Origin of the sequence: Enterococcus mundtii (genome assembly GCF_003957375.1) — a bacterium.
GTDB lineage: Bacteria > Bacillota > Bacilli > Lactobacillales > Enterococcaceae > Enterococcus_B > Enterococcus_B spodopteracolus.
On the sequence record NZ_CP025473.1, the window covers coordinates 1,837,490 to 1,860,463 of the forward strand.

Below are 22,974 nucleotides of genomic sequence, written 5' to 3' on the forward strand. Positions count from 1 at the left end.
TCTTAGGTGTAGAGAATCAGAGCATATGAAAAAAAACACAAAAAAGCCCAGACCGCTAGGGATTAGCAGACTGAGCTTTTATTTAGTAGTGGGTTAATTAAGCTTTAACAACGTTAGTTGCTTGAGGGCCACGTTGACCTTCTTCAACATCAAAGTTTACTGTTTGGCCTTCTTCTAAAGTTTTGAATCCATCACCTTGGATAGCTGAGAAATGAACGAATACATCGTTGCCATTTTCTGCTGTAATGAAACCGAAACCTTTTTCTGAGTTAAACCATTTCACTGTACCTGTTTCCATAATAAAAATCCTCCTTGTGTATCAAACACATATTTTGCAATTACTTGAATGGTGAATATCTGGAAGATGTTTATTTGAAACAAACTACCAAGATTACCGAACAAAAACTACATAGTTATTGTAGCACATTAATTACAGTTTAGCTAGTAAATTTTGATATTTTTTTATTTTTTTTTCATTCTTTTGCTTATTTCTCCAAAAAAAACGAACGTTTTTAATTTGTGCTTAAAAAAAATTCACTTTTCAACCTGCTGATTTTCTGATCTTTCCCCCTTAGAAATAAGAAAAAGCCAAGCAATCATATAAATGATCTGCATGACTTTTTCTCTCTTATTAAATGGATGATCAATCGTTTCTAGGTACTGTTCCTAGAGACTAATAACGCAATATCGCGGTCAAACTCTTTTCGTCAGGCGCATCTTTTTGATCCAAGATAAAGACTTGTCCACCATTGGTGATCACGTCGTCAGCTAGTTGATTCAACACTTGTCGACGGTCGTACTCTGTTTCTGGGTCTTCACCAAATCCGTCAGCTAGATTAGAGGTTGCGATAAATAAGTGAGAAATCTTTCCCTCTTTCGCTGCTGGCACGATGTCCACTAGTTGATCCAAGAATTTTTTATCTAACAATTGATTGTAGCTACTTGCTTCCTTCGCTGCCAGTTCATCCGAAAGTTTCTTCGCACCTGCTTCGATATCTTTTAAAGATAATTGGGCAGGTGAAGCTGAGATCGCAACATCTGAACGGTAATAAGGGTTTTTCGCCACTTTTTTGAACATTGTTTGATTTTCAGGTAAAGCATACAAGTACACAGGCCATTTTTCAGGATTATCCAAGCTGTCTTTAAGAAATTCATCGACCGCTTGATAATAATTGATCCAGTCAATTTCAACTTCTTCGTCTTTAGGATTCACCCCATGGAATGTTGAGCCTTCACTACCATTTGACGAGTAGTTGATACCTCCACCTGTCAACTCAGATCCTAAAGCTGTCACCACATCTGTAGGTGCTCCTTCGGGTAGATCAACTTCTTTTACTTGTTTGTTGCTTACTTCGTAAAGCTTCATTGAATCACGATTCAATCCCAGTAAATAATAAGAGTAGTTAAAATGTCCATTTTTAATGATCGCTAATAAATAAGGTAGGTCACTTACATAATATTGATCATCTACTGCAATGCTCAAACGATGAACAATCGTACTTTCAGGAGACAAAATCACCGCGACACTCGCAGTGGCACTGCGCCAAAATGAAGCATCTTCTAGTAGTTGATCGATTTTTTTTTGAAAATTCGACCAATCATGCTCCGCATATTTCTTTTCAAAACGTTTTTTTGCTTCTTTTGCAAAGTTCTTGAATTTGATCTGATCTTTTTCCACATCTTGATGTGCAACGTGAGTGTTTAGCATAATAGTAATAAATGGTCCTTTGACACCTTTTGAAGTCAGTTGTGACAGTAACTCTCTATCCTTTTTCGCCATAAACGTACCCCTCCTAAAAATCATTTCTTCAATACTACTAACTAAAGTCTACCACAACCATTTTTATCCATAAAACAAAATGGTCCCTAGACAAAAAAACGTTTACAATATCATCTCTGACTAAGGATTGTTTTCTTCAACTATTCTTCAAAATTTCATCAATGATTCGTTACATTTCACAGCGAAATTATTCATACCTAACTGATAACATAAAGAAAAGTAGAAATCGAGGTGTTTTTATGCAATTATTGATGATATTTAGTTTACTATGTATGACTGCTCTACTTGTATTCACTGCCTTTCGTCTAAATGAACCCGAGGCTCAACCTGTACGAGTCAAAAAGAATCAACGCTAACTATCCTCTTGTGTTCGTTTGGTTTATCTAAAGTTTTTTTCAGAAAGATTGAAACTACGCACACTCTCTGATAAAATTTTAATTTGTAGCAAATCAAATTAGAAAACAAGGAGATTGGACATGGGCACTAAGAAAAAATATTTCGCTTTACTGTTGGCAACGCTTCTTTTGACGTTAGGATCATTCGTGCCAACTTTATCCGTACAGGCAGATGAAGCATTTTCTGTGAATTCCCAAGCAGCATTTGCTGTGGACGCAACAAGTGGAAAAATTTTATACGACCAAGACGGAGAAAAAACAATGGGGATCGCGTCAATCTCAAAAATCATCGGGTTGTACATCGTACTCGACCAAGTCAAAGAAGGAAAATTATCCTGGGATGATGAAGTGGCCATCTCCGATTATGCTGAAACATTAAGCATTGCACCTAATTTATCGAATGTTCCCTTACATAAGGAGAATACCTATACTGTAAAAGAACTTTTTGACTCTGCCTTTATCCAATCAGCCAACGCATCAATGGTCGCTTTAGCTGAAAAGATCTCTGGTAGTGAAACAGCATTTCTGACTGTCATGAATGACCAGTTAAAAGAATGGGGCATTGAAAATGCAACGATCGTCAATGTTTCTGGATTAAACAATGTTTACCTCGGTGCAAATCGTCCAGAAGGCACTGGCGAAGCAGAGGAAAATCAAATGTCCGCAAAAGACGTAGCGATCATCGCACGTCACCTGTTACTCGATTTTCCTGAGGTACTAGAAGTGACGAGCACTACAACAAAAATGTTTGGCGAAAACACACAATCCCCGGTTGAAATGGTCAATTGGAATTGGATGCTTCCTGGTTTTATCAACTTCAAAGAAGGCGTTGATGGGCTAAAAACTGGAACAACTGATTTTGCTGGTGCTTGTTTTGTCGGTACCATCGAACGAGACGGCAAACGCATCATTACAGTCATATTGAATGCTGAAGGTCATGAGCAAAACCCAAGCGTTCGGTTCACCGAGACGGCTCGCTTGATGGATTATTGCTATGATAACTGGTCAGTCAAAGAAATCGGCAAAGCAAACGCAAGCATTCCTTCACTCAAATCGATCGATGTGAAAAACGGAAAAGAAACTTCTGTCAATGTCGTATTAAAAAGCCCAGTCAGTGTCTGGGTCAGAAATGATATGGATACGGGTCAATTGACGATCACACCTAAGATCGATGAGACAAAAGTAAAAGATAATGAACTTGAAGCACCGATCGTTAGAGGCACAAAGGTTGGCACAGCCACTATCACTTTAGCCGATGATCAATTAGGTTACTTAGAAGATGGTGCCTCTCCAAGCACAGATATCATCACTGCTAGTTCGGTTGAAAAAGCTAATATCTTTGTGATTGGCTGGCGCAATGTCACTAATTTTTTCAGTAATCTATTCTAAATAAAAATTCCAAATAGTTAAACCCACTACTTACCCAAGCAGTAAATGCTGGCTCTTCTTCACGAATCGACGAGACGCCACCAACCTTTACTGTTTGGGTATTTTTCTGATGCTTACAGAAAATAAATGTATTTTCTATTTTTTCTCTATTTATAAAAGCATTTTTGCAAATTTTTCGTTATACTGTAGATGGTAGATTGTTACTTGTAGGGTTGGTCTATGAGGGGCGAGTAACACTTGAATAATCATCACTAGTCTGCTAATCAGCTGTTTCCTTTTCATTCGCAGTGATGACTCCACGATTAGAAAAAGGAGTTGGTATTATGAATTTAACAAGAGATTTGATTTTTTCGATTCTCTATATCATAGGGATGGTTGGGATCATCATCTGGCGCAGGAAACAAAAAGATCCCGCGCTATTCTTTTATTGTGGTACTTGGACATTTACAATGATGCTTACGTACTTCATTGTATTAGAGATTTTTTATGCGAGTTTTTATTTCTTGATCCCTCTCGCTTTTTTCAGTATCTTTGCTTTTTTTTACTTTACCGAAAAAAGGCGACTACTGAATGGTTTAATCTTCAATTTATTTTTGATTAGTTTTGGCGCTTATTTATTACTCTTACTTTTTGAGACGCAGAATATCTTTATTGGTGGGATTTTTGCTTTGATTGCAGTACCAGCTTTATTGATTTTACTATTTGGTATATATATTTTAGTCGTTTTTCTCATTTGGAATGGCATCATCGTCTTAAAAAGAGAATCACGTTCACTAGCTAATCTTTTGACTTTACTGCTAGGGATTGCCTTAACGCTATATTTAATCGCCACTGTATTTTTAATCAACTACTTACCAGCGTGGATCAATGTTCTTCTTTCTGGTATAGCAGTCATCTTGATTTATCTGTTTATTGTCTTCTATAATTTTATGACTGTCTCTTTCTTATATCAGTTCAACCGACCACGTTATAACCAGAATTATATTATTGTGTTAGGCGCAGGCCTGATTAACGGGGAACGTGTTTCTCCTCTCCTAGCCAAACGGATCGACAAAGCAATTGCTTTTTATTGGGCTCAGAGTCATGCTACGCTCAATCCACCGATTCTTTTGATGTCTGGTGGTCAAGGTGCAGACGAAAAATTACCAGAAGCAATTGCCATGAAAAACTATGCCTTAGAAAAAGGGATTCCGGAGCGGGACATTTTAGTTGAAACAAATTCAACAACCACTTTAGAAAATATGCGTTTCTCCAAAGAATTGATGGATCGTGAATCTGGCGGTGGCGCTTATCGTGCGATTTTCAGTTCAAACAATTACCACATTTTCCGTGCAGGACTCTTTGCGAAGCAAGCACAGTTAAAAGCCAATGGCATTGGTGCAAAAACAGCCTTTTATTATTTGCCGAATGCTTTTCTTAGAGAATATATCGCGATCTTGATGTTACATAAAAAACGTCACATGATCGTATGTGGTATCATCCTTGGCCTGACTGGATTATTAGCTTTGATCACACTTATTGTCTAAAAAAAAGAAGTTGCGATTCATGCAACTTCTTTTTTTCTTTCAATCAGTAAACTATTCTCTCTGATCTTTTTTCATTGGTAAAAATAAAATCCCTTTTTTGATCATTACTTTTTGTGCGGAATAGATTCCGTTATTTCCCGAACACATGAAACTGATCAAACAAATCATAAAAAAGAAACTAGCTGCTTCTCCTCCAAATAATTCGATGCCCATGACAAAACATGCAATTGGTGTATTCGTCGCTCCAGAAAATACACCGATAAATCCTAATGCAGCTAGAAAAGGAATCGAAACATGCAAGATCGGCGCTAAAGTTGCCCCTAGAGTTGCGCCAATCTCAAACAAAGGGGTCACTTCCCCACCTTGATAGCCAGCGCCTAGAGAAAGGACAGTAAATCCTAACTTACCGATAAAATCATAGGCGTGTGCCTTTCCGGCAAACGCATCTTGCAATAAAGGCAAGCTAAGACCTAAGTAGCGTTGTGTTTGTAAAATCAGTGCCGCAACTACGACAATTCCTCCACCTATAAAATTTCTAGTGATTGGATGTTTGAACCATTTTAGATACCACTTTTTCAAAAAGACGATGGACCGACTAAAAACCCAACCAATAATCCCAAAAGCGATACCCGCCACCATCAGTTTGCCAAAGAGTGCAGGACTCCACCCTGGAATTTCCCCCATCTTATAATGGATATGTGTGACGCCAATGCTTTCCGTTACGAAGTTAGCAAATAAAGCAGCAAAAAAACTGGGAAAGATTGCTTCTGTTCGCATCTTTCCAATTGCTAGTACTTCAAGTCCAAACAATGTGCCTGCTAAAGGTGTCCCAAACACTGAACTAAATCCTGCACTGATTCCACTGATGACCAGCACCTCTCGCTCGATAGGACTCAATTTTAATCCCCTTGCTAGATTTTCAGCTAAAGCGCCACCCATTTGGACTGCTGTTCCTTCTCGACCGACAGAACCGCCAAAGAGATGCGTCGTGATCGTACCGAAAAGCGTTAAAGGAATCAATCGGAGTGGGATTTTTTCTTCCCCACCATTCCCTTGATCGATAACCAGATTATTCCCACGACTGGCATTTCCGCCGTATCGTTGATAAAGAAAAGCAAATAATGCCCCACTGACTGGTAATAGATACAATAACCAAGTATGTGCTTCTCGTAAATTCGTCACCACGGTCAAGCTATTTAGAAAAAAAGCGGAAAGTCCTCCCATTAGTATGCCTAAACAAGCAGTGATCACTAACCATTTCACCATATATGTCCCTATTTTGAATGGACTAATTAACCGTTGATCCATTTTTCTATTCCTCCCCACAAAAAAAGCCTACTAAAAACGGATTCCCCGATTTTTAGTAGGCGTCATTAGTCATCTATCGATCGACATTTAAAGGCGAACACCATCACCTATTCATTTACAAAAATTTTATCATACATTCTCAAGAAAAACAATGGCGCTATTTTTCTTTCTTCACGATGTCTGTAAATTCATAAAATGGTGCTAGCTTTACTAGTTGTTGATTGCACTGATCACTATCATGACAAATGTAATTTCCTTTTTTAGTATACGTGCCATCTGATCCTGACTTTGTCGTAGAAAGAAACATCGAAACACTCGAAGTCTTATGACAAATCGCGCATACTCCTTTGATGATCGTTGGAGAAAGTGTGCCATGGACACCTTGTAGCCGCTCATCTGCATAATAAAGCAGATATTTCTTCTGTGTTCCTGGATCATTCCAGCCCACATAAGTATGCTCTTTAAGATCCAATGTTTGCCAATCTGGTTGTTTCAACTTTTTCACTTTTCGGAATATTTTTTCCACTTGGATTTTTGATGGTTGCTTGAATGGCGCAACATGTTCTTTTAAACGTTCGAGCAATTCTGTCGCTTTTTCTTTTTTCAAGTTTGTGTCCATAACTTGCTTCACAAATGGTGCAAGTAAGGCAGTTACTTGTGGATCATTTTCTACTACCTCATTGATTCGTTCTGTGGCTAATGCTTGAACGGTTGCGACAGTTTTTTTATCATTCACTGAATGATAGACATTTAAGAGTTGCTCGATTTCTCGTTTGATAAAGAAATATTGATACGTTTTGATTGTTGTTTCCATGATTTTTTGAGTCCTTTCTTCTTTCAAAAGTAGCTACTTTGAAGAAAAAAGAGTCCTTCAACAAAGTAAGCTTAATAACTGAAGTCCTTGAACTCTGCTAAATAAGATACATATCGCATCTCATCACCCCCCTTATGCTTTTTTCATCTATGTACATTCACCTATTAAAGAGTTAACCTTATAAATCTTATTTCGTCAACTACTTTCGCACAAAAAAACAGTCAAAGGTTTCCCATGATCGGGACCTTCGACTGTTTCCGTTCAGCTGGTCAAATAGTTAGATCGACTGTTCTTTTCCAAAATATCGTTGCCATTTTTGTTTCATTGTATCCGTTACTGGTTGCGCCGCTTCTTTCACTGCACAATACTTATCAACAAATGTCACAATATAGCTTTCTTTGTATTTTGGTGGAGCGATCGTTGCCCCCCACATATGTTTCAAGATGATGTCGCGCTCTAAATCAGAAAGTTCAGTAATCTTTTCTGCATTTTTCACAGCGATCCTAGGATGCACATACGCATGTGTGCCTTCATCAAATTTTGTTGTACGCCAGTCATAATAGAATAGGTCATGTAAAAGTCCTGCACGTGCAGTGGCTCTTGCATCTCCACCCCATTTTTTTGCTAATTTGTAACTGTAATAAGAAACACTGATCGAGTGTTCCAATCTTGTCGAATGTACATGTTGGATATAATCAGCTAATTTTTGTACTGCTTCTGTTTCTAATAGATCTTCGATATAAGACATGTATTCTTCGTCTTCACGCCATTTTTCTGTCATAATTTTCGATCTGCCACCTTTTTGAATTTCATTTATCGTTGAAATTGTACATAGTATATCATTCATATTCGGAATATTCTAGTGAGGTTGATTAAAAATCCAAAAAGCTTAATAGTTCCTTAATCAAGAAGAAAGATGGTACAACAATATGCCTGTAGCTACGCCGACATTCAATGACTCGGCATGGCCATTCATTGGGATATAGATATTTTTATCAGTTAGCGCCAATAATTCTGATCGCACACCTTGCCCTTCATTTCCCATAATGATCGTATAATTTTTTGTTGGTACGACGGTTGGAAGAGAAACAGCTTCTTCATTGAGTTCTGTTCCGTATATCGCAAATCCTTTTTCTTTCAATTCAGGAATGAACGTGTCTAACTCTTGTGAGATAACTGGTAAATGGTAATTGCTTCCCTGCATACTTCTTAAAACTTTGGTGCTATAAATATCAGCTGAGCCTTTCCCTAAGATCACACCTGCTAAACCAAACGCATCTGCTGTTCGGATCATCGTTCCGACATTTCCAGGATCTTGGACATTGTCTAAAAGCAACCAGCCCCCTGTATCTATTGACACCTGGCTAACTTCTAGCGGCATCACTGCCACGATTCCTTGTGGTGTTGGTAGATCAGAGATCACCGCCATCACCTCATCAGTGACTAAAAAGCAATCCAATGCGTGTTGTTCGACCCATGTCCCCCATTCTGACCAGCCTCGTTCTGTCAAAAAAATCTCTTTAGGTATGACTTTGGCATTCACAGCTTCTTCGATCAAGTGAAACCCTTCAAGCAGGTACTCCTGTACTTCTTCGCGGTGCTTCTTTTTATGTAATTTTTTTATTTCTTTGATTCTAGGATTTTTTGCTGATTGAATTTTTTTCACGTTTTCCACCTCACTTCATTATAGCATGGAATCAATCGTTGGGCTTGTTAGTTTTATAAAAAATCGTTATCATAAATTTATCAAATAGAGGAAAGAGTGGTGCTTCAAATGAAAAAAGTTAAAATGAATGTTCAAGGGCGTGTCCAAGGTGTAGGTTTTCGTTATATGACAAAAATAGTCGCTGATCAATTGGGTGTGACAGGAACAGTTAAAAACGAAGAAGATGGTTCGGTGACGATCGAAGCCGCTGGTGAGGAGGAAACCATCGATCAGTTCATCAAAGAAGTCAAGCAATCACCTAGTCCCAGTGGTCGTGTCCAATATGTCGACTTGCAAGAACATCCGATGATGGAAGAACGAAAGAAATTTGATGTGATTGGCTAAATGTTTCTTCTTGAAAGCACATATGAAGAAAGTCGTTGTTGCCATCTACTGGAAGATGGTCGTTTCAATTCTCTGTTCTTTTATGTGCTCTTCCCTGTCCCTCGCATGATCGGCTAAACTTCAGGCAATTATTTGAATTTTCTATGAAGTTCATTGAATTATTCTCATATTTTTAGTATAGTTAAGCTTGTGTAAAAATTTTAATAGAGGAAGTATTTTATGAATAAATGGAAAAATTGGTTACTAGGTTCTGGTCTTGTAACACTCTTACTTTTCTTATCTGGTTGTGTCAGAATGGATGCTGAAGGAAACCCTGATACATCTGGAATCGTCTATCGCGTATTAGTACAACCTATGGGACAAGCGATTACATATCTCGTGCAGAATTTCAACTGGTCATACGGTTGGGCTGTTATCTTGATGACTGTGATCGTCCGAATCATCATTTTACCTTTAGGAATTAGTCAATCGAAAAAGACAATGATCCAATCTGAAAAAATGCAAGCATTGAAACCTCAGGTCAGTGCCGCCCAAGAAAAACTAAAAGCGGCGACGACACGTGAAGAACAAATGGCTGCACAAGCAGAGATGCAACAAGTGTATCGCGAAAATGGGTTAAGTATGACAGGAGGAATCGGTTGTTTACCTTTATTGATCCAAATGCCGATCTTCTCAGCGCTGTACTTCACTGCTCGCTATACAGAAGGTATCCGTGAATCGACTTTTTATGGCATCGATTTAGGGAATCCAAGTTTGCTCTTAGTTGCGATTGCCGGGATTGCTTACCTTATCCAAGGGTATATCTCAACGATCGGTATTCCTGAAGAACAGAAAAAAACCATGCGCACTATGTTGATCGTTTCACCTGCGATGATCGTCTTTATGTCAATCAGTGCGCCTGCAGGAGTGACCCTTTACTGGGTAGTCGGTGGTATCTTTAGTTGTCTACAAACATTTATCACCAATGTGATCATGAAGCCACGATTAAAAGCTCAGGTCGCAGAAGAATTGAAACAAAATCCACCGAAACAAGTCGTGACACCTCGCAAAGATGTGACACCTGAACAAACAACGAAAACAACAAAAAAAATCAATACACAAGCCACCAAGAAAAATGCTAACGGTCGAAATGCCGGTAAACAGCAACGTAAAAAATAAAAGGTTTGGGATGTTCGCATCCCAAACCTTTTTTCGTTTCAAGCTTTCACTTGATCATTTTTATTTTGTAATGATTTGATCCAGACTAGCAATACTTAATGCCATGTCAGCAATTTGTTGCAACTGTGCTAAACGGTTATTACGGACAACTTCATCTTCGACCATGACCATCGTTTGATCAAAATACTGATCGATAACTGGTCTTAAGCTGACTAATTGCTCATAGTTCTCTTTAAGTGTACGTTCCGCAAACTGAGCTTTCACTTTCTCAACTGCTTCATACAATGCTTGCTCTGCTTCATTTTCAAACAAGCTTGGATCAATCTCATTCGTTGTTCCTTCGGCTTTTTTCGCTAGGTTCATCACACGCGTCAAAGCTTCCATCGATGGTTTGAAGTTTTCATCTTGCAAACGTTCCTTCAACAGACGTGCAGCTGCAAAAACGGTTGTCAAATTACTTTCCTTCGCATTCAAGACAGCATCGATCACATCGTGGCGAATGGCTTTTGTCATCAATCGTTGGCGTAAACGTCCTTTGATAAAGTCGATCACATCAGTTCCTTGAACGAAAGCTAACCCGAAACGCTCTTGATTTTCATTGATTGCAACATTCACTTCTTGTTGTAATTGTGCCAATGGGAAAGCCCATTGTTTTGCTTCAATGATCCGAACGATCCCATATGCTTGACGACGTAATGCGTAAGGGTCGTTTGAACCACTTGGCACCATCCCTACAGTGAAGAAAGAGAAAATACTATCTAATTTATCGGCAATGGCTAAGACTGCACCAATCGTCGTTTCTGGCAATTCACCTTCACTAGCGATCGGTAAATAATGTTCACGGATCGCTGTCGCAACTGCTGGATCTTCTCCATGCAACAACGCATATTTTTCACCCATGATTCCTTGAAGTTCTGGAAATTCTCCAACCATGTTCGTCACTAGGTCAAATTTATAGATTTCGCCGGCACGTTGTAATGCATCTCGTTCTTCCCCCGATAAACCGACAGATTTACCGATAACAGATGCAATCACTTGCACACGTTGCATTTTTTCATAAATACTACCGATCTTTTCATGGAAAGTCACTGATTTCAACTTATTGACATAATGTTCGATTGGGAATTTTTTATCCTCATTGTAAAAGAATTCCGCATCTTCTAAACGCGCAGTCAGTACTTTTTGGTTCCCACGAATGACATTATCCAGCTTCACACGATCGCCATTTCGCACAGCAATAAAATGTGGTAATAGCTGGCCTTCAGCATTTCGTACATCAAAATAACGTTGGTGTTCCTTCATGGAAGTCACGAGTACTTCTTCCGGTACAGATAGATATTTTTCTTCAAAATCACCAGCAAAGACAGTTGGATACTCCACTAGATTATTGACTTCTTCAAGTAGGTCTTCATCAAAATCGATGTGCCAATCATTTTTTGTTGATAATTGAGTCGCTTGTTCCATGATCATTGCTCTTCTCTTTTGTGGCGAAGCAACTACAAATTGTTCAGATAGCTTTTCTTCATATTCTGCTGGATGAGCAACTGTCACATCTTCACCTAAGAAACGATGCCCACGAGAAGTACGTCCAGTTTTCACATCCAAAAATTCAAACGGGATCACTTCTTCTCCAAATAGTGCCACGATCCAATGAATGGGGCGAATATATTCAAAGTCAAAGGAAGACCAGTGCATTGTCACAGGGAATGTCATGCTTTTAATAACATCGATCAATCCTGTCAAGACTTCGATTGCCGGTTTACCTTGAGTATATTTCGTCACATAAACATATTCCACACCTTTGATTTCTCGGAAGGTGATATCGTCTGTCGTCAATCCTTGCCCACGAACAAATCCTTGAGCTGCTTTAGACCAGTTGCCTTCAGCATCTAATGCGATTTTTTTTGCTGGACCTTTCACTTCTTCTTCACTGTCAGCCTGACGTTCTGGCACATTTGTTACTTTGATCGCCAAACGTCTCGGAGTCGAGAATGTTTCGAGTGCCTCGTAGGTCAATTGATTGTCCGTTAAAAACGCTACTGTTTTTTCTTCTAATTGTTTCATGCTTGGTGTCACAACATGCGCTGGCATTTCTTCCAAACCAATTTCTAATAATAAGTCCTTTGCCATCTTATTCACCTTCCTTAACAGTCGTTGGATTTTCTGATTGATCATTCAGCAATGGGAATCCAAGTTTTTCACGTTCTGCAACAAAGATTTTCGCCACAGATTTCGCCATGTTACGAATGCGAGCCAAGTAGCCAGCACGTTCAGTCACAGATACTGCACCACGAGCATCTAATAAATTGAAGGTGTGACTACATTTTAAAATGTAATCATATGCTGGATGGACCAGATTTTCTTCAATACAACGTTTCGCTTCTTTTTCAAAGCGATCAAAATTACTTAATAATAATTCTTGATCACTCACTTCAAATGAATATTTTGAGTGTTCGTATTCAGGCTGTTTGAAGATCTCGCCATATTTGACACCTGCTGACCATTCAAGATCATACACACTTTCCACTTCTTGGATATAAGAAGCTAAGCGCTCTAATCCATAAGTGATTTCTGATGTGACTGGTTTACATGGCAAACCGCCGACTTGTTGGAAGTACGTAAATTGCGTGATTTCCATGCCATCTAACCAGACTTCCCAACCAACACCGGCACACCCCATCGAAGGATTTTCCCAGTTGTCCTCAACAAAGCGGATATCATGTTCCAACGGATCGATCCCTAACAAACGCAAGCTTTCCAAGTAAAGTTCTTGGATATTTTCTGGTGATGGCTTCATCACCACTTGGAATTGATGATGTTGATATAACCGGTTAGGATTCTCACCATAACGACCATCAGCTGGCCGACGTGATGGCTCAACGTAAGCGGCATTCCAAGGTTCTGGACCGATTGCTCGTAAAAACGTGTAAGGGCTCATTGTACCTGCCCCTTTTTCTGTATCGTATGCTTGCATCAGCATACAACCGTTCGATGACCAAAATTTTTGTAATGTCAAAATCATTTCTTGAATTGTTTGCTTCTTACTCATATAATTACCCCTCTCATCTTAACCAAGAATCAAAAATAGTACCAAAAAAAGTCCCTATGTTTGCGTAAACAAACATAGGGACGAATATCTTCGCGGTTCCACCCTACTTCCGAGCGACTCGGCAGCTTCGTTGATCGTACTCACAAGTGCCTCTTCAAAAACCGTTAGCATTCGGCTCACACTCTCCCGAACTCGCTTGTGCCACTTGATTTTCTACTGATCTTGATCATCGTACGTATGTGATTATTGAATATCCCTTCATAAATGACATTCGTCTATTGAAAAAACAATAGTTACTATCTAGGCTTTATAATAGACGTTAACCAAGTACTTTGTCAAATATTTTTGAAAAAAAAACATTATTTCAAATGATTTTTTATTCTTCTGCAGGATTTTCCTTCGTTGCCTCATTGGTCGGTTTCATGATATGTTCCCAACTTTTCATTTGATCAATAAACTTTTTACTTTTCAAATGGATGCCCACGTATTCTTCATATAACAGATCAATCAATTGGCGAATCTTTTGTTTGGTTTCTTCTTTGAGGTCGATCCCGCTGATGCGATCATACGAGATTGCTGAGAAGAGCCGCACGAAGTGAACTGCACGTGGGTCCGCGTGATACCGATGATGATCTAACTCCCAGTGATTTTCACATAAGACGCCACCATACTTGGATGAATAATCAAATTTTCCTTGCGTCTTTCCACACACTGCACAGTGGGTCCAAACCGGAGAGATCCCAAAACGTTGCAATAATTGGATCTCAAAAATATTCGTAATGATCTCTGGGTCATCTCCTTGATCCATGCGTTGCAAAGCTTGGTGTGTAAATTGAAATAGATTCGGATCATATTGCCGATCCTCGATTGCCGCATCCACTAAGTTCAACAAATAAGTCCCGTAACCGCTAAGAAAAATATCTTCTTGTATCTTACGAAACGAGTGGACATCTTTTACACTGTTCACAAAGGACAAACCTTCATTATGAAAATGACCAATATAAATTGCTTCCGTAAAAGGCAACAATGCGGGTGCAATCGGTTGATTTTGACGATGGATCCCCTTGACATAAAACATCATTTTTCCGGCCGATTCTGTAAATATCTTGACTAATTTATCTTTTTCCTTATAGTTGCGACTAGAAAGGATGATTCCTTTTGATTCTGCAAGCTGACTCATCGTCACCCCTCCTCTGACTTTAACGTAGATTGCTTCTTTATATATCGAAAAGAAGGAAAAAGCCATTCGAGCATCCGTGAAGTCGAGACAAAAGTAACTATTACTTTGATTCCAGACGCTTCATTGCTTCCATGACTTAGTTGTCCTCTAACTTCTATAACTGGATAACCGGTGTTCAAGAGCAACTCTTCAATAACAAGCCAATAAAATCAAAAATGAAAAAGCCATTTTCGATTTTCCTGACTTATTACTCAGTACTGACCGCTTCTTTCACTACCTATGATAAACGGTGTTCGAAAGACAGCTCCGTCAATAGTAACTCGAAACGTGAAAAAATATGGAAAGCTATTTTCCCACGTTCCGCCTTACTATTCGGAGCTGACCGGCTTTCTCACAACCTTGTTTAATACTCGTCTTGACGATAACCAAAGTCTTGTAAATAGACTCGTTTGTCTCGCCAGTCTTTTTGGACTTTGACCCAGAGTTCTAGAAAGACTTTGTCTCCTAATAGATTTTCAATGTCTCTTCGTGCTTTTGTTCCAATGTCTTTCAGCATCTTACCGCCCTTACCGATAATGATCCCTTTTTGACTATCACGCTCCACGATGATCGTAGCTTGGATATGGATTTTATTATTCTCATTACGTTTCATCGTATCGATGACTACTGCGACTGAATGGGGTACTTCATCTCGTGTCAAAAACAAGACTTTTTCCCGGATTAATTCAGAAACGATAAAATACTCCGGATGGTCAGTGACTTGATCGTCTGGGAAATATTGAGGGCCTTCAGGCATTTCGTCCACTAAGACCTCCATCAAACGTTCGACATTGTTTCCTTCTGTCGCAGAGATTGGAACAACTTGAGCAAACTCCATTTGCGAGGAATAATCTTCAATGATTCCTAACAACTCATCTGGGTGGACTTTGTCGATCTTATTGATCACTAAATACACCGGTGATTGGACATTTTTCAAGCGTTCGATAATGAAATCGTCGCCTTTTCCTCTTTTTTGATCGGCGCTGATCATGAACAATACTGCATCGACTTCACGTAAGGCACTATAAGCTGTTTCTACCATAAAATCGCCTAAACGATGTTTGGGTTTATGGATTCCTGGTGTATCAATAAAGATCAATTGTGCTTCAGGAGTCGTATATACTCCTTGGATCTTATTTCTTGTCGTTTGCGCTTTATCACTCATGATCGCGATTTTTTGACCAACGATCCGATTGAGCAACGTCGATTTACCAACATTTGGTCGTCCGACGATTGCTACAAATCCAGATTTATGTTCTGACATAATTACTCTCCTTTTAATTAAAAAAACAGTTGATAGATTTTTGGACCAAATAAGATGATCCCAACGATTACAGCAAAGCAAGCAGTCATTAACACTGCCCCAGCTGCCATATCTTTGATTTTTTTTCCAATGGGATGAAAATGGAAGTCTGTGAACATATCCACTACATTCTCAAACACAGTGTTCATGATTTCGACGATCCATACGAGAAAGACTGAAAGGAGCAACCATAGCCACTCCATTCGATCCAATTGAAAGATGAACCCCATGATCAGAGCAATGATCCCAAGAGCCACATGTTTCTTCATATTTCGTTCTTCATCAAAAACGGTTTTGACTCCTTGTAAAGCAAACTCCAGGGACATCAAAAAATGTTTGTTTTTATCTACTTTTTGTTCTTCTCTTTTATCTTTTAAGTCCATAAGCATCTAAAATCTCTTTCTGTAAGCCAAACATTTCCGCTTCATCTTCAGGTGTCATATGGTCGTAGCCGTTGATGTGTAAAAATCCATGGACGGCTAAGAAGCCTAGTTCGCGATCATAGGAGTGACCATATTCTTCAGCTTGTTCTTTTGCCCGATCGATTGAGATCATGATATCTCCCAATACACGAGGCATTGGCTCATCGTCCTCTTCAAAAATCACTGGGATCTCGTCTTCACCTTCATCTTCTAACGCAAAACTGATCACATCTGTTGGTGCGTCTTTGCCACGGTACGTACGATTGATTTCTTGGATAGACGGATTATCCATGAAGGTCACCGACATTTCCGTCTCATCTGATAAAGAAAGTTTTTTTGCCGCAAATTGAAGCAATTCTTCAATTTCTTTGATTTTCGTTTCAGATACAGTGTTTGTTTCATCGATAAATGTAATATCCATTAGTCATCGCTTCCTTCTTGCTATTCTTTTTCTTGTTTCATTTTTTCTGCTTCAGACTTCATCTTAGGGTATTTGATCCTTGAGTGGAAGGTACTGCTCAATCCACTAACAAGAGATTTTTCAACTTTGCGGATTTCTTTGAGTGTCAATCCACTATCATCAAGCTGACCATCAGAAATCCGTTCTTCAATCAAATTATGCACAAAAGCTTCGATTTTTTCACTGGTTGGATGATCCATCGCTCGCACAGCGGCTTCGCAACTATCCGCAATATTGACGATCCCAGCTTCCCGTGTTTGCGGTCTAGGCCCAGGGTAACGGAATTGTTCCTCTGTAACTTCGGGATTACGTTCTTTTGCTTTGATATAGAAATAACGCATCAAAGTTGTCCCATGATGTTGCTTACAGATATCGATCACCATTTGTGGCATATCGTACTCTTCTAAAATCTTTGCACCGTCAGTCACATGCCCAAAAATAATTTGTTTACTATCTTCAGGAAGTAAAAAGTTATGGGGATTTTCCGCACCAGAAGGTAAGTTCTCTACGAAAAAGCTGGCATGTTTGATTTTGCCGATGTCATGATAATAACAAGCCACACGTGTCAACAACGAACGCCCACCGATTTCAGCAACTGCATTCGCACTCAGATTTGCAACCATCATACTATGATGATAAGTTCCCGGTGCTTCTTCTAGCAATTGCTTCAATAATGGATGGTTCGGGTTACTCAATTCATTTAGGACGATCACACTGTCGTCATTCACTAATAGCTCAATATAGGGATGCAGACCAATCGTCAGTAAATAGGATAAAAATGCGCCCATAAAGCCACATACAAGTGTTAACCAAGTGGTACCATCACTAAAGCTCATGCCTTGATAAACCACTAAAACGACATCCATCAATAACGGAAACACAACGACCCACATGATTGCTGGGAACCATTGTTCTGAAATACGTTGCCGTTTTAAAATCGCTGCTAAAAAGCCGGCAAATAGGTACGAGACCAAAATCACAGTCAAGAAATTCGTACCAATTGAATTGTAAAAAATGAATAGCGCTGAAACCGCTTGGAACAAGGCAGCCATGATACCCGCTCTTCGATTCAAGAAAAAGTTTAAGACAAGCGGTACAAACGCTGCTGGGTAAAGTAACGGAATATATGTCGCTTGTTCTGTTTGAAAGACTTGGAAAAATTTCATCAATAAAATACTAATGGACATCGCTGTTACGTAGAAAAGAATATACTCTGTTCGTTTGAATAGATCTTTATACTGTAGTGAATTGTAGAATAACACACCAATTTGCAATAATACCGCTAGAATCATAGCGACAAGAGGAAAAATCGAAGTAGATTGACTCGTCAAACCTAACAACTCTAATTTTTTCATAGCAGTTGCATCGATTTGATTCCCTTCACGAACAATGATTTCCCCTTGGAAAATCATGACGGGTTGGATAGAGTCACGTGCCTCTTGCTTCAACTCTTCTGTTCGTTTTTCATTTAGCACATCATTCACAACAATGCCCTGATCGACTAAATAGCGGATCATTTCTTGTTGTTCTGCCGAAACATTCAAATACTGGATCTTATCATTTGCTTCTTGTTTAAAATTATCTAAATCACTTTCTCGAACTTGCTTACTCATTTGTTCGTCGATCAATTTCAAACTTTCATCACGAACCGTCGTGATCTCGCTTTCTGACATATTCATGATTGTTGAGTAAAAACTATTTGGTAATTTTTGGTAGAACGCGACATCATCCGCATTTGAACTTTCGAATATTCGTTTCAATGCGGCTATCCGTTCTTCTACTGTTGGCTTTGGTACATTTTCATCTTCTTTTGCCTTACTGACTTTTTCTTCGTACTGTTTGTCGATTGTGTCATTCGCACGACTGATCAAAACAAACAGTTGATTGATCCGACGATCTTGTTCCGAAGCAAGGTCACTTTGGTAGGTGTACTCAGGTGTCACTGCTTCAGCTGCTAATTTCCTTTTTTGTTCAGTTTCTTCCGTGTTCTCAATCGTTTTATTGGCACGGATACTTTCTTCCGCTACTTGTCCCTCTCTAAAATCATTGGGCTTTTGCTTCACGCTGCTAAACGTGATCCCACACATCAAAAGAAAGAAAAGCAATAAGAGAAATGGAGCTGCAGCTTTCCCTAATTTCGCTTGAAGCTGCTGCAATATTTTGTTCAACATGTGGTAATCCTCCTAAAAAAGCTATTCTTGATGAAGATCCGCTTTTTCATAAGCTTTGATGATTTCTGCCACGACAGGGTGACGAACGACATCACTAGCTTCAAAATTCACAAAATCGATTTTTTTGATTTGTTTGAGTGTTCGTTCTGCATGGATCAATCCACTCATTGTCCCTTTTGGTAAATCGATTTGGCTCGTGTCCCCATTGACGATCATTTTTGACTGATAGCCAAGTCGAGTCAAAAACATTTTCATTTGAGCGACTGTTGTGTTTTGCGCCTCATCCAAAATCACAAAGGCATCATCTAGTGTTCTACCACGCATATAAGCAAGTGGTGCAATCTCGATGATTCCTCGTTCCATCAAACGATTGGTATGATCCAACCCAAAAATTTGGTACAGTGCATCATAAACTGGTCGTAAATATGGATCGACTTTTTCCTTCAGATCTCCAGGTAAGAATCCAAGATTTTCACCTGCTTCGACGGCTGGACGAGTCAAGATGATTTTTTGGACTTCACCTTTTTTTAAGGCAGCAATCGCTAATACGACAGCCAAAAATGTTTTCCCAGTACCAGCTGGTCCTACGCCAAAGACCACATCATGTTTGGCGACAGAATCGACGTATTTTTTTTGTCCACTGTTTTTGACACGGATCGGTTTGCCATTGCGATCTTTGACGATCTCTTGTTCATACATCTCAACAAAATAATCCAATGTCCCTTTTTGAGCCATTTTCAAGGCAGTGACCACATCAGGCATACTGATATGGATCCCTCGTTTGATCAATTCTTGTAACGTTCGGATTACGGAAGCAGCCAAAGAAATATCGGTTTCTTCCCCGATGATCTGGATCACTTCACCTCTTGTGTGGATCGTCGTTTCAGTTGTTTCTTCGATCAGTTTGATATGTTTATCATGTGATCCTAAAAGCATACTGATATCATCAGTTGCTGTTAATCTAATATCCAAAGAACTAGACGCTTCTGTCAAAAATAGACATCTCCTTTATTTCAAATCGTTCTTACCTATTCTACCATAATCATGAAAAACTATATAGCGAATAAAATGAGACGACTTGAGAAAAAAGTTTTCATTTGGATTACTGAGACAAAACGCTCTTCAACTAAAACAACCTAATCATTTAGTAACTATCAGAGATACCTGTCTTTGAACAGTAGTTGCCCAATTTATTTTAATCTATGAATCTTTTACCAAGTAACAACAAACGTTTTTAAACAAAAAAATATTGATCAAAAAACTATTCTTTTAATGAACACAAAAAAACTACGGACACTTTCGCGTCCGTAGTTTCATTTGCTAAGATCAAGACTGCAATAGTTCTTTTACGATAGCGTTTACTTGATTTCCATCTGCTTTTCCTTTGACTTTAGGCATGATAACTCCCATGACTTTACCAAATTCTTTTGCAGATGAAGCACCTGTTTGCGTGATCGCATCTTGAACAAGTTGTCGAATTTCTTCTTCAGAAAGTTGCTCTGGCATATACTTTTCGACTATCACAATTTCACTTTTCACTTTTTCAGCTAAATCGTCACGTCCAGCTTCCTCGAATTCATGCAAAGAATCACGGCGTTGTTTCATTTCGCGAGACAACACTGTTAGTTCTTCTTCTTCTGTCAAGTCGTGACCTTCTTTAATTTGCTCGTTTTGTATAGATGACTTGATCATACGAATCACCTGTAAAGATTCTTTATCTTTAGCTTTCATCGCTGTCTTCATGTCATCGTTCAATCTACTTAGTAGTGACACACTACCAACTCCAATTCATCAAAGAACTAGAATTTTTTGCGTTTTCTAGCTGCTTCAGATTTTTTCTTACGCTTTACACTTGGTTTTTCGTAGAATTCACGTTTACGAGATTCTTGTAAAGTACCCGCTTTTGACACGGAACGTTTGAAGCGACGAAGAGCATCGTCAAGTGATTCGTTTTTGCGAACGACTGTTTTTGACATATTAATTCCCTCCCTCCGAGCTTAAAAAGTAACCGTAATTGTTATTGAAATATTAATCTCAAGAAACAAGACTGTTCTATAAACATTATAGCTAAAGCAGTTTTGACCGTCAAGAGATTCTTATGATTTTTTTAAATAATCACCTGTTATTTTATTGGAAATTATTATTGACAGCTCTCACAGCGACCAAATATCTCAAAGCGATGCCCTTCAATGGTACACCCACTGAGTTGTTCTTCAAAATAATTCATTGGACACATATGGATTTCTTTTGTCATCCCACAAACGGTACATATGAAGTGGTGATGATGCCCAATCTCGCCTTGACAACAATGAAAACGGAATTTCATTTCTCCATTTAAATCCGTTTCTTCCAAAAGATCTAACTCTGAAAAGTCATGTAAATTACGATAGATCGTATCATAGCTGACTCCTTTAAATTCCTGACTCATATAGTCAAAGACTTCTTTTGCAGAGACGTAACGATTTCGTTTGATTAAATATGCGAGTAATGCTTCTCGCTTTTTTGTGTATTTGAACCCGTTATTTTTCAATGTTTCTAAAGATTGTTCGATCAATGTTTGTTTATTCATCATTATCCCCCAAATCAAAATGATTACGAAGTATGTACACTTGAGTATGGTATAATAAACCTAAAAAAAAAGCAAGCGAGGTTTTTTATTTATGACTGCCGAATCAAATGAAGTCGTCACCTTTTTTGTCATTTCCGACTCTGCAGGTGAAACAGCAACAAAATTAGCCCAAGCCACAATGGCGCAATATCCATCAATCGAATTTAGTTTATTTCGACGAACATTTGTGACTGATCCAGAGACGTTGCAACGCGCACTAAATGATGCATTGTCAGAACAAGCATTAGTTCTTCATACATTGATCAACCAAGAATTGGTGGATTTAACAAATGAATTTTGTCAAAAAAACAACTTATACAGCTTTGATGTATTGACTCCGCCAATTGCAGAAATCGAGCGCTTGACTGGCATCAAACCGACACGTCAACCAGGGGCACTTCACTTATTGAATGAAAATTATTTCAAACGGATCAAAGCGATGGAGTTTGCGGTGAAATATGACGACGGAAAAGATCCTCGAGGTTTTTTGGAAGCCGATGTCGTCTTACTTGGTGTTTCCAGAACTTCTAAAACACCGTTAAGTTTGTTTTTAGCAAATAAAAATTTAAAAGTAGCGAATCTTCCACTGATACCTCAAGCACATATCCCTAAACAGTTGTGGGAAATCGATCCGAAGAAGATTGTTGGATTAACAAATAATCCTGATATTTTAAATAACATTCGTAAAGAACGCATGCGTTCCTATGGTCTTAATCCAGATACTGCGTACTCCGATATCGAAAAAATTCGTGCAGAATTGGAATTTGCCAATGAACTTTATGAAAAATTAGGGTGTGTCGTCATCAATGTTGCTTCTCTTTCCATTGAAGAAACGGCTTCATTGATATTGAATGAGTTAGAGCTAGAAGACCATAGCTATTACGGCACAGAAACTTCGGAAGAAAAATAGAGATTTCTGATCTTTTAAAATAATAAAAAAAGGGTTTGATCGGCGCATCAGCGTCTTTCAAATCCTTTTTTTAATGACTTTAGTTAATTTTTTTGATGCTCTACATGTTTGATCGTTTGTTCTAAAATATCTAATACATGAAAGTCATCCAAACTGTAAAGGATCGTTTTTCCCTCACGTCGTGATTTCACCACATGGTTTTCACGTAACAACCGTAATTGATGAGACACAGCTGATTGTTCCATTTGAACAGATTGACTGATCGACGTCACATTTTTTTCACCATCTTTTAAATAAAGTAAAATATTCAAACGTGTCGGATCACTTAATACCTTGAATAATTGACTCACTTTTTCTACTTGAATGTTTTGATTCCCCGACAAACGATTCACCTCCAAAAAAAGACTGACTA

The 22,974-nt window shown here is 38.7% G+C and carries 23 protein-coding genes and 1 riboswitch; of the genes, 5 read left to right on the forward strand and 18 right to left on the reverse strand.

Annotated elements, in window-relative coordinates; translation table 11 throughout:
• Positions 1–97 precede the first annotated feature (97 nt).
• Positions 98–298, reverse strand: coding sequence for a cold-shock protein (locus CYK55_RS08955; RefSeq protein ID WP_005875554.1), 201 nt, complete (start codon positions 296–298; stop codon positions 98–100).
• A 375-nt stretch (positions 299–673) separates the two neighbouring features.
• Positions 674–1,780: a hypothetical protein gene (locus CYK55_RS08960; RefSeq protein ID WP_126134216.1), complete on the reverse strand. Its 1,107-nt coding sequence runs from the start codon at positions 1,778–1,780 to the stop codon at positions 674–676.
• 476 nt (positions 1,781–2,256) lie between these two features.
• Between CYK55_RS08960 and CYK55_RS08965 the strand changes: the two genes are divergently transcribed.
• Positions 2,257–3,564: a serine hydrolase gene (locus CYK55_RS08965; RefSeq protein WP_126134217.1), complete on the forward strand. Its 1,308-nt coding sequence runs from the start codon at positions 2,257–2,259 to the stop codon at positions 3,562–3,564.
• 323 nt (positions 3,565–3,887) lie between these two features.
• Positions 3,888–5,090, forward strand: coding sequence for a YdcF family protein (locus CYK55_RS08970; RefSeq protein ID WP_126134218.1), 1,203 nt, complete (start codon positions 3,888–3,890; stop codon positions 5,088–5,090).
• Positions 5,091–5,141: 51 nt separating this feature from the next.
• On the opposite strand, the gene CYK55_RS08975 is transcribed toward CYK55_RS08970, so the two are convergent.
• The 4 genes from CYK55_RS08975 to CYK55_RS08990 form a co-directional block, all read right to left on the reverse strand.
• Positions 5,142–6,398, reverse strand: a complete 1,257-nt coding sequence (locus CYK55_RS08975) for a voltage-gated chloride channel family protein (RefSeq protein ID WP_034687333.1) — start codon at positions 6,396–6,398, stop codon at positions 5,142–5,144.
• A gap of 49 nt (positions 6,399–6,447) precedes the next feature.
• A riboswitch (Fluoride riboswitch) is annotated at positions 6,448–6,515 on the reverse strand.
• Between the two features lie 40 nt (positions 6,516–6,555).
• A complete protein-coding gene (locus CYK55_RS08980) occupies positions 6,556–7,212 on the reverse strand; it encodes a FusB/FusC family EF-G-binding protein (protein ID WP_034687562.1) in 657 nt (218 codons plus the stop codon).
• 277 nt (positions 7,213–7,489) lie between these two features.
• Complete coding sequence (locus tag CYK55_RS08985; RefSeq protein ID WP_010734969.1) at positions 7,490–7,993, reverse strand: HD domain-containing protein; 504 nt, start codon at positions 7,991–7,993, stop codon at positions 7,490–7,492.
• Between the two features lie 123 nt (positions 7,994–8,116).
• Positions 8,117–8,878 (reverse strand): TrmH family RNA methyltransferase, encoded by a 762-nt coding sequence (locus CYK55_RS08990; RefSeq protein WP_126134219.1) that lies wholly within the window; start codon positions 8,876–8,878, stop codon positions 8,117–8,119.
• Positions 8,879–8,986: 108 nt separating this feature from the next.
• Here CYK55_RS08990 and CYK55_RS08995 point away from each other — a divergent pair, with 108 nt between their 5' ends.
• Positions 8,987–9,262, forward strand: coding sequence for an acylphosphatase (locus CYK55_RS08995; protein ID WP_034687338.1), 276 nt, complete (start codon positions 8,987–8,989; stop codon positions 9,260–9,262).
• 219 nt (positions 9,263–9,481) lie between these two features.
• Positions 9,482–10,420 (forward strand): membrane protein insertase YidC, encoded by a 939-nt coding sequence (yidC, locus tag CYK55_RS09000; protein WP_034687341.1) that lies wholly within the window; start codon positions 9,482–9,484, stop codon positions 10,418–10,420.
• A gap of 60 nt (positions 10,421–10,480) precedes the next feature.
• Here yidC and glyS read toward each other — a convergent pair whose 3' ends face one another.
• The 11 genes from glyS to CYK55_RS09055 form a co-directional block, all read right to left on the reverse strand.
• Complete coding sequence (gene glyS, locus CYK55_RS09005) at positions 10,481–12,550, reverse strand: glycine--tRNA ligase subunit beta (protein WP_034687344.1); 2,070 nt, start codon at positions 12,548–12,550, stop codon at positions 10,481–10,483.
• Position 12,551: 1 nt separating this feature from the next.
• Positions 12,552–13,469 (reverse strand): glycine--tRNA ligase subunit alpha, encoded by a 918-nt coding sequence (glyQ, locus tag CYK55_RS09010; protein ID WP_126134220.1) that lies wholly within the window; start codon positions 13,467–13,469, stop codon positions 12,552–12,554.
• Positions 13,470–13,845: 376 nt separating this feature from the next.
• Positions 13,846–14,649 (reverse strand): DNA repair protein RecO, encoded by an 804-nt coding sequence (gene recO / locus CYK55_RS09015; protein ID WP_019724240.1) that lies wholly within the window; start codon positions 14,647–14,649, stop codon positions 13,846–13,848.
• Between the two features lie 403 nt (positions 14,650–15,052).
• On the reverse strand, positions 15,053–15,952 hold the full coding sequence (gene era / locus CYK55_RS09020; protein ID WP_010734962.1) for a GTPase Era: 900 nt from the start codon (positions 15,950–15,952) through the stop codon (positions 15,053–15,055).
• 17 nt (positions 15,953–15,969) lie between these two features.
• A complete protein-coding gene (locus tag CYK55_RS09025) occupies positions 15,970–16,374 on the reverse strand; it encodes a diacylglycerol kinase family protein (protein ID WP_200868949.1) in 405 nt (134 codons plus the stop codon).
• Positions 16,358–16,834, reverse strand: coding sequence for an rRNA maturation RNase YbeY (gene ybeY, locus CYK55_RS09030; RefSeq protein WP_010734960.1), 477 nt, complete (start codon positions 16,832–16,834; stop codon positions 16,358–16,360). Before ybeY ends, CYK55_RS09025 begins: the two co-directional genes overlap by 17 nt.
• Positions 16,835–16,854: 20 nt before the next feature.
• Entirely contained in the window at positions 16,855–19,044 is a 2,190-nt protein-coding gene (locus tag CYK55_RS09035) for an HD family phosphohydrolase (protein WP_034687352.1), read from the reverse strand.
• Positions 19,045–19,065: 21 nt separating this feature from the next.
• On the reverse strand, positions 19,066–20,037 hold the full coding sequence (locus CYK55_RS09040) for a PhoH family protein (protein ID WP_010734958.1): 972 nt from the start codon (positions 20,035–20,037) through the stop codon (positions 19,066–19,068).
• Positions 20,038–20,370: 333 nt separating this feature from the next.
• Entirely contained in the window at positions 20,371–20,817 is a 447-nt protein-coding gene (locus CYK55_RS09045; protein ID WP_010734957.1) for a GatB/YqeY domain-containing protein, read from the reverse strand.
• Between the two features lie 26 nt (positions 20,818–20,843).
• The gene (rpsU, locus tag CYK55_RS09050) at positions 20,844–21,020 is read right to left on the reverse strand and encodes a 30S ribosomal protein S21 (RefSeq protein WP_002356740.1); all 177 of its coding nucleotides are present in this window, start codon (positions 21,018–21,020) and stop codon (positions 20,844–20,846) included.
• A gap of 164 nt (positions 21,021–21,184) precedes the next feature.
• Positions 21,185–21,613, reverse strand: a complete 429-nt coding sequence (locus tag CYK55_RS09055) for a Fur family transcriptional regulator (RefSeq protein WP_034687353.1) — start codon at positions 21,611–21,613, stop codon at positions 21,185–21,187.
• Positions 21,614–21,704: 91 nt separating this feature from the next.
• On the opposite strand from CYK55_RS09055, the gene CYK55_RS09060 reads away from it, so the two are divergent.
• Positions 21,705–22,562, forward strand: coding sequence for a pyruvate, water dikinase regulatory protein (locus CYK55_RS09060; protein WP_034687355.1), 858 nt, complete (start codon positions 21,705–21,707; stop codon positions 22,560–22,562).
• A gap of 83 nt (positions 22,563–22,645) precedes the next feature.
• Here CYK55_RS09060 and CYK55_RS09065 read toward each other — a convergent pair whose 3' ends face one another.
• Complete coding sequence (locus CYK55_RS09065) at positions 22,646–22,945, reverse strand: ArsR/SmtB family transcription factor (RefSeq protein WP_034687357.1); 300 nt, start codon at positions 22,943–22,945, stop codon at positions 22,646–22,648.
• Between the last annotated feature and the right edge of the window lie 29 nt (positions 22,946–22,974).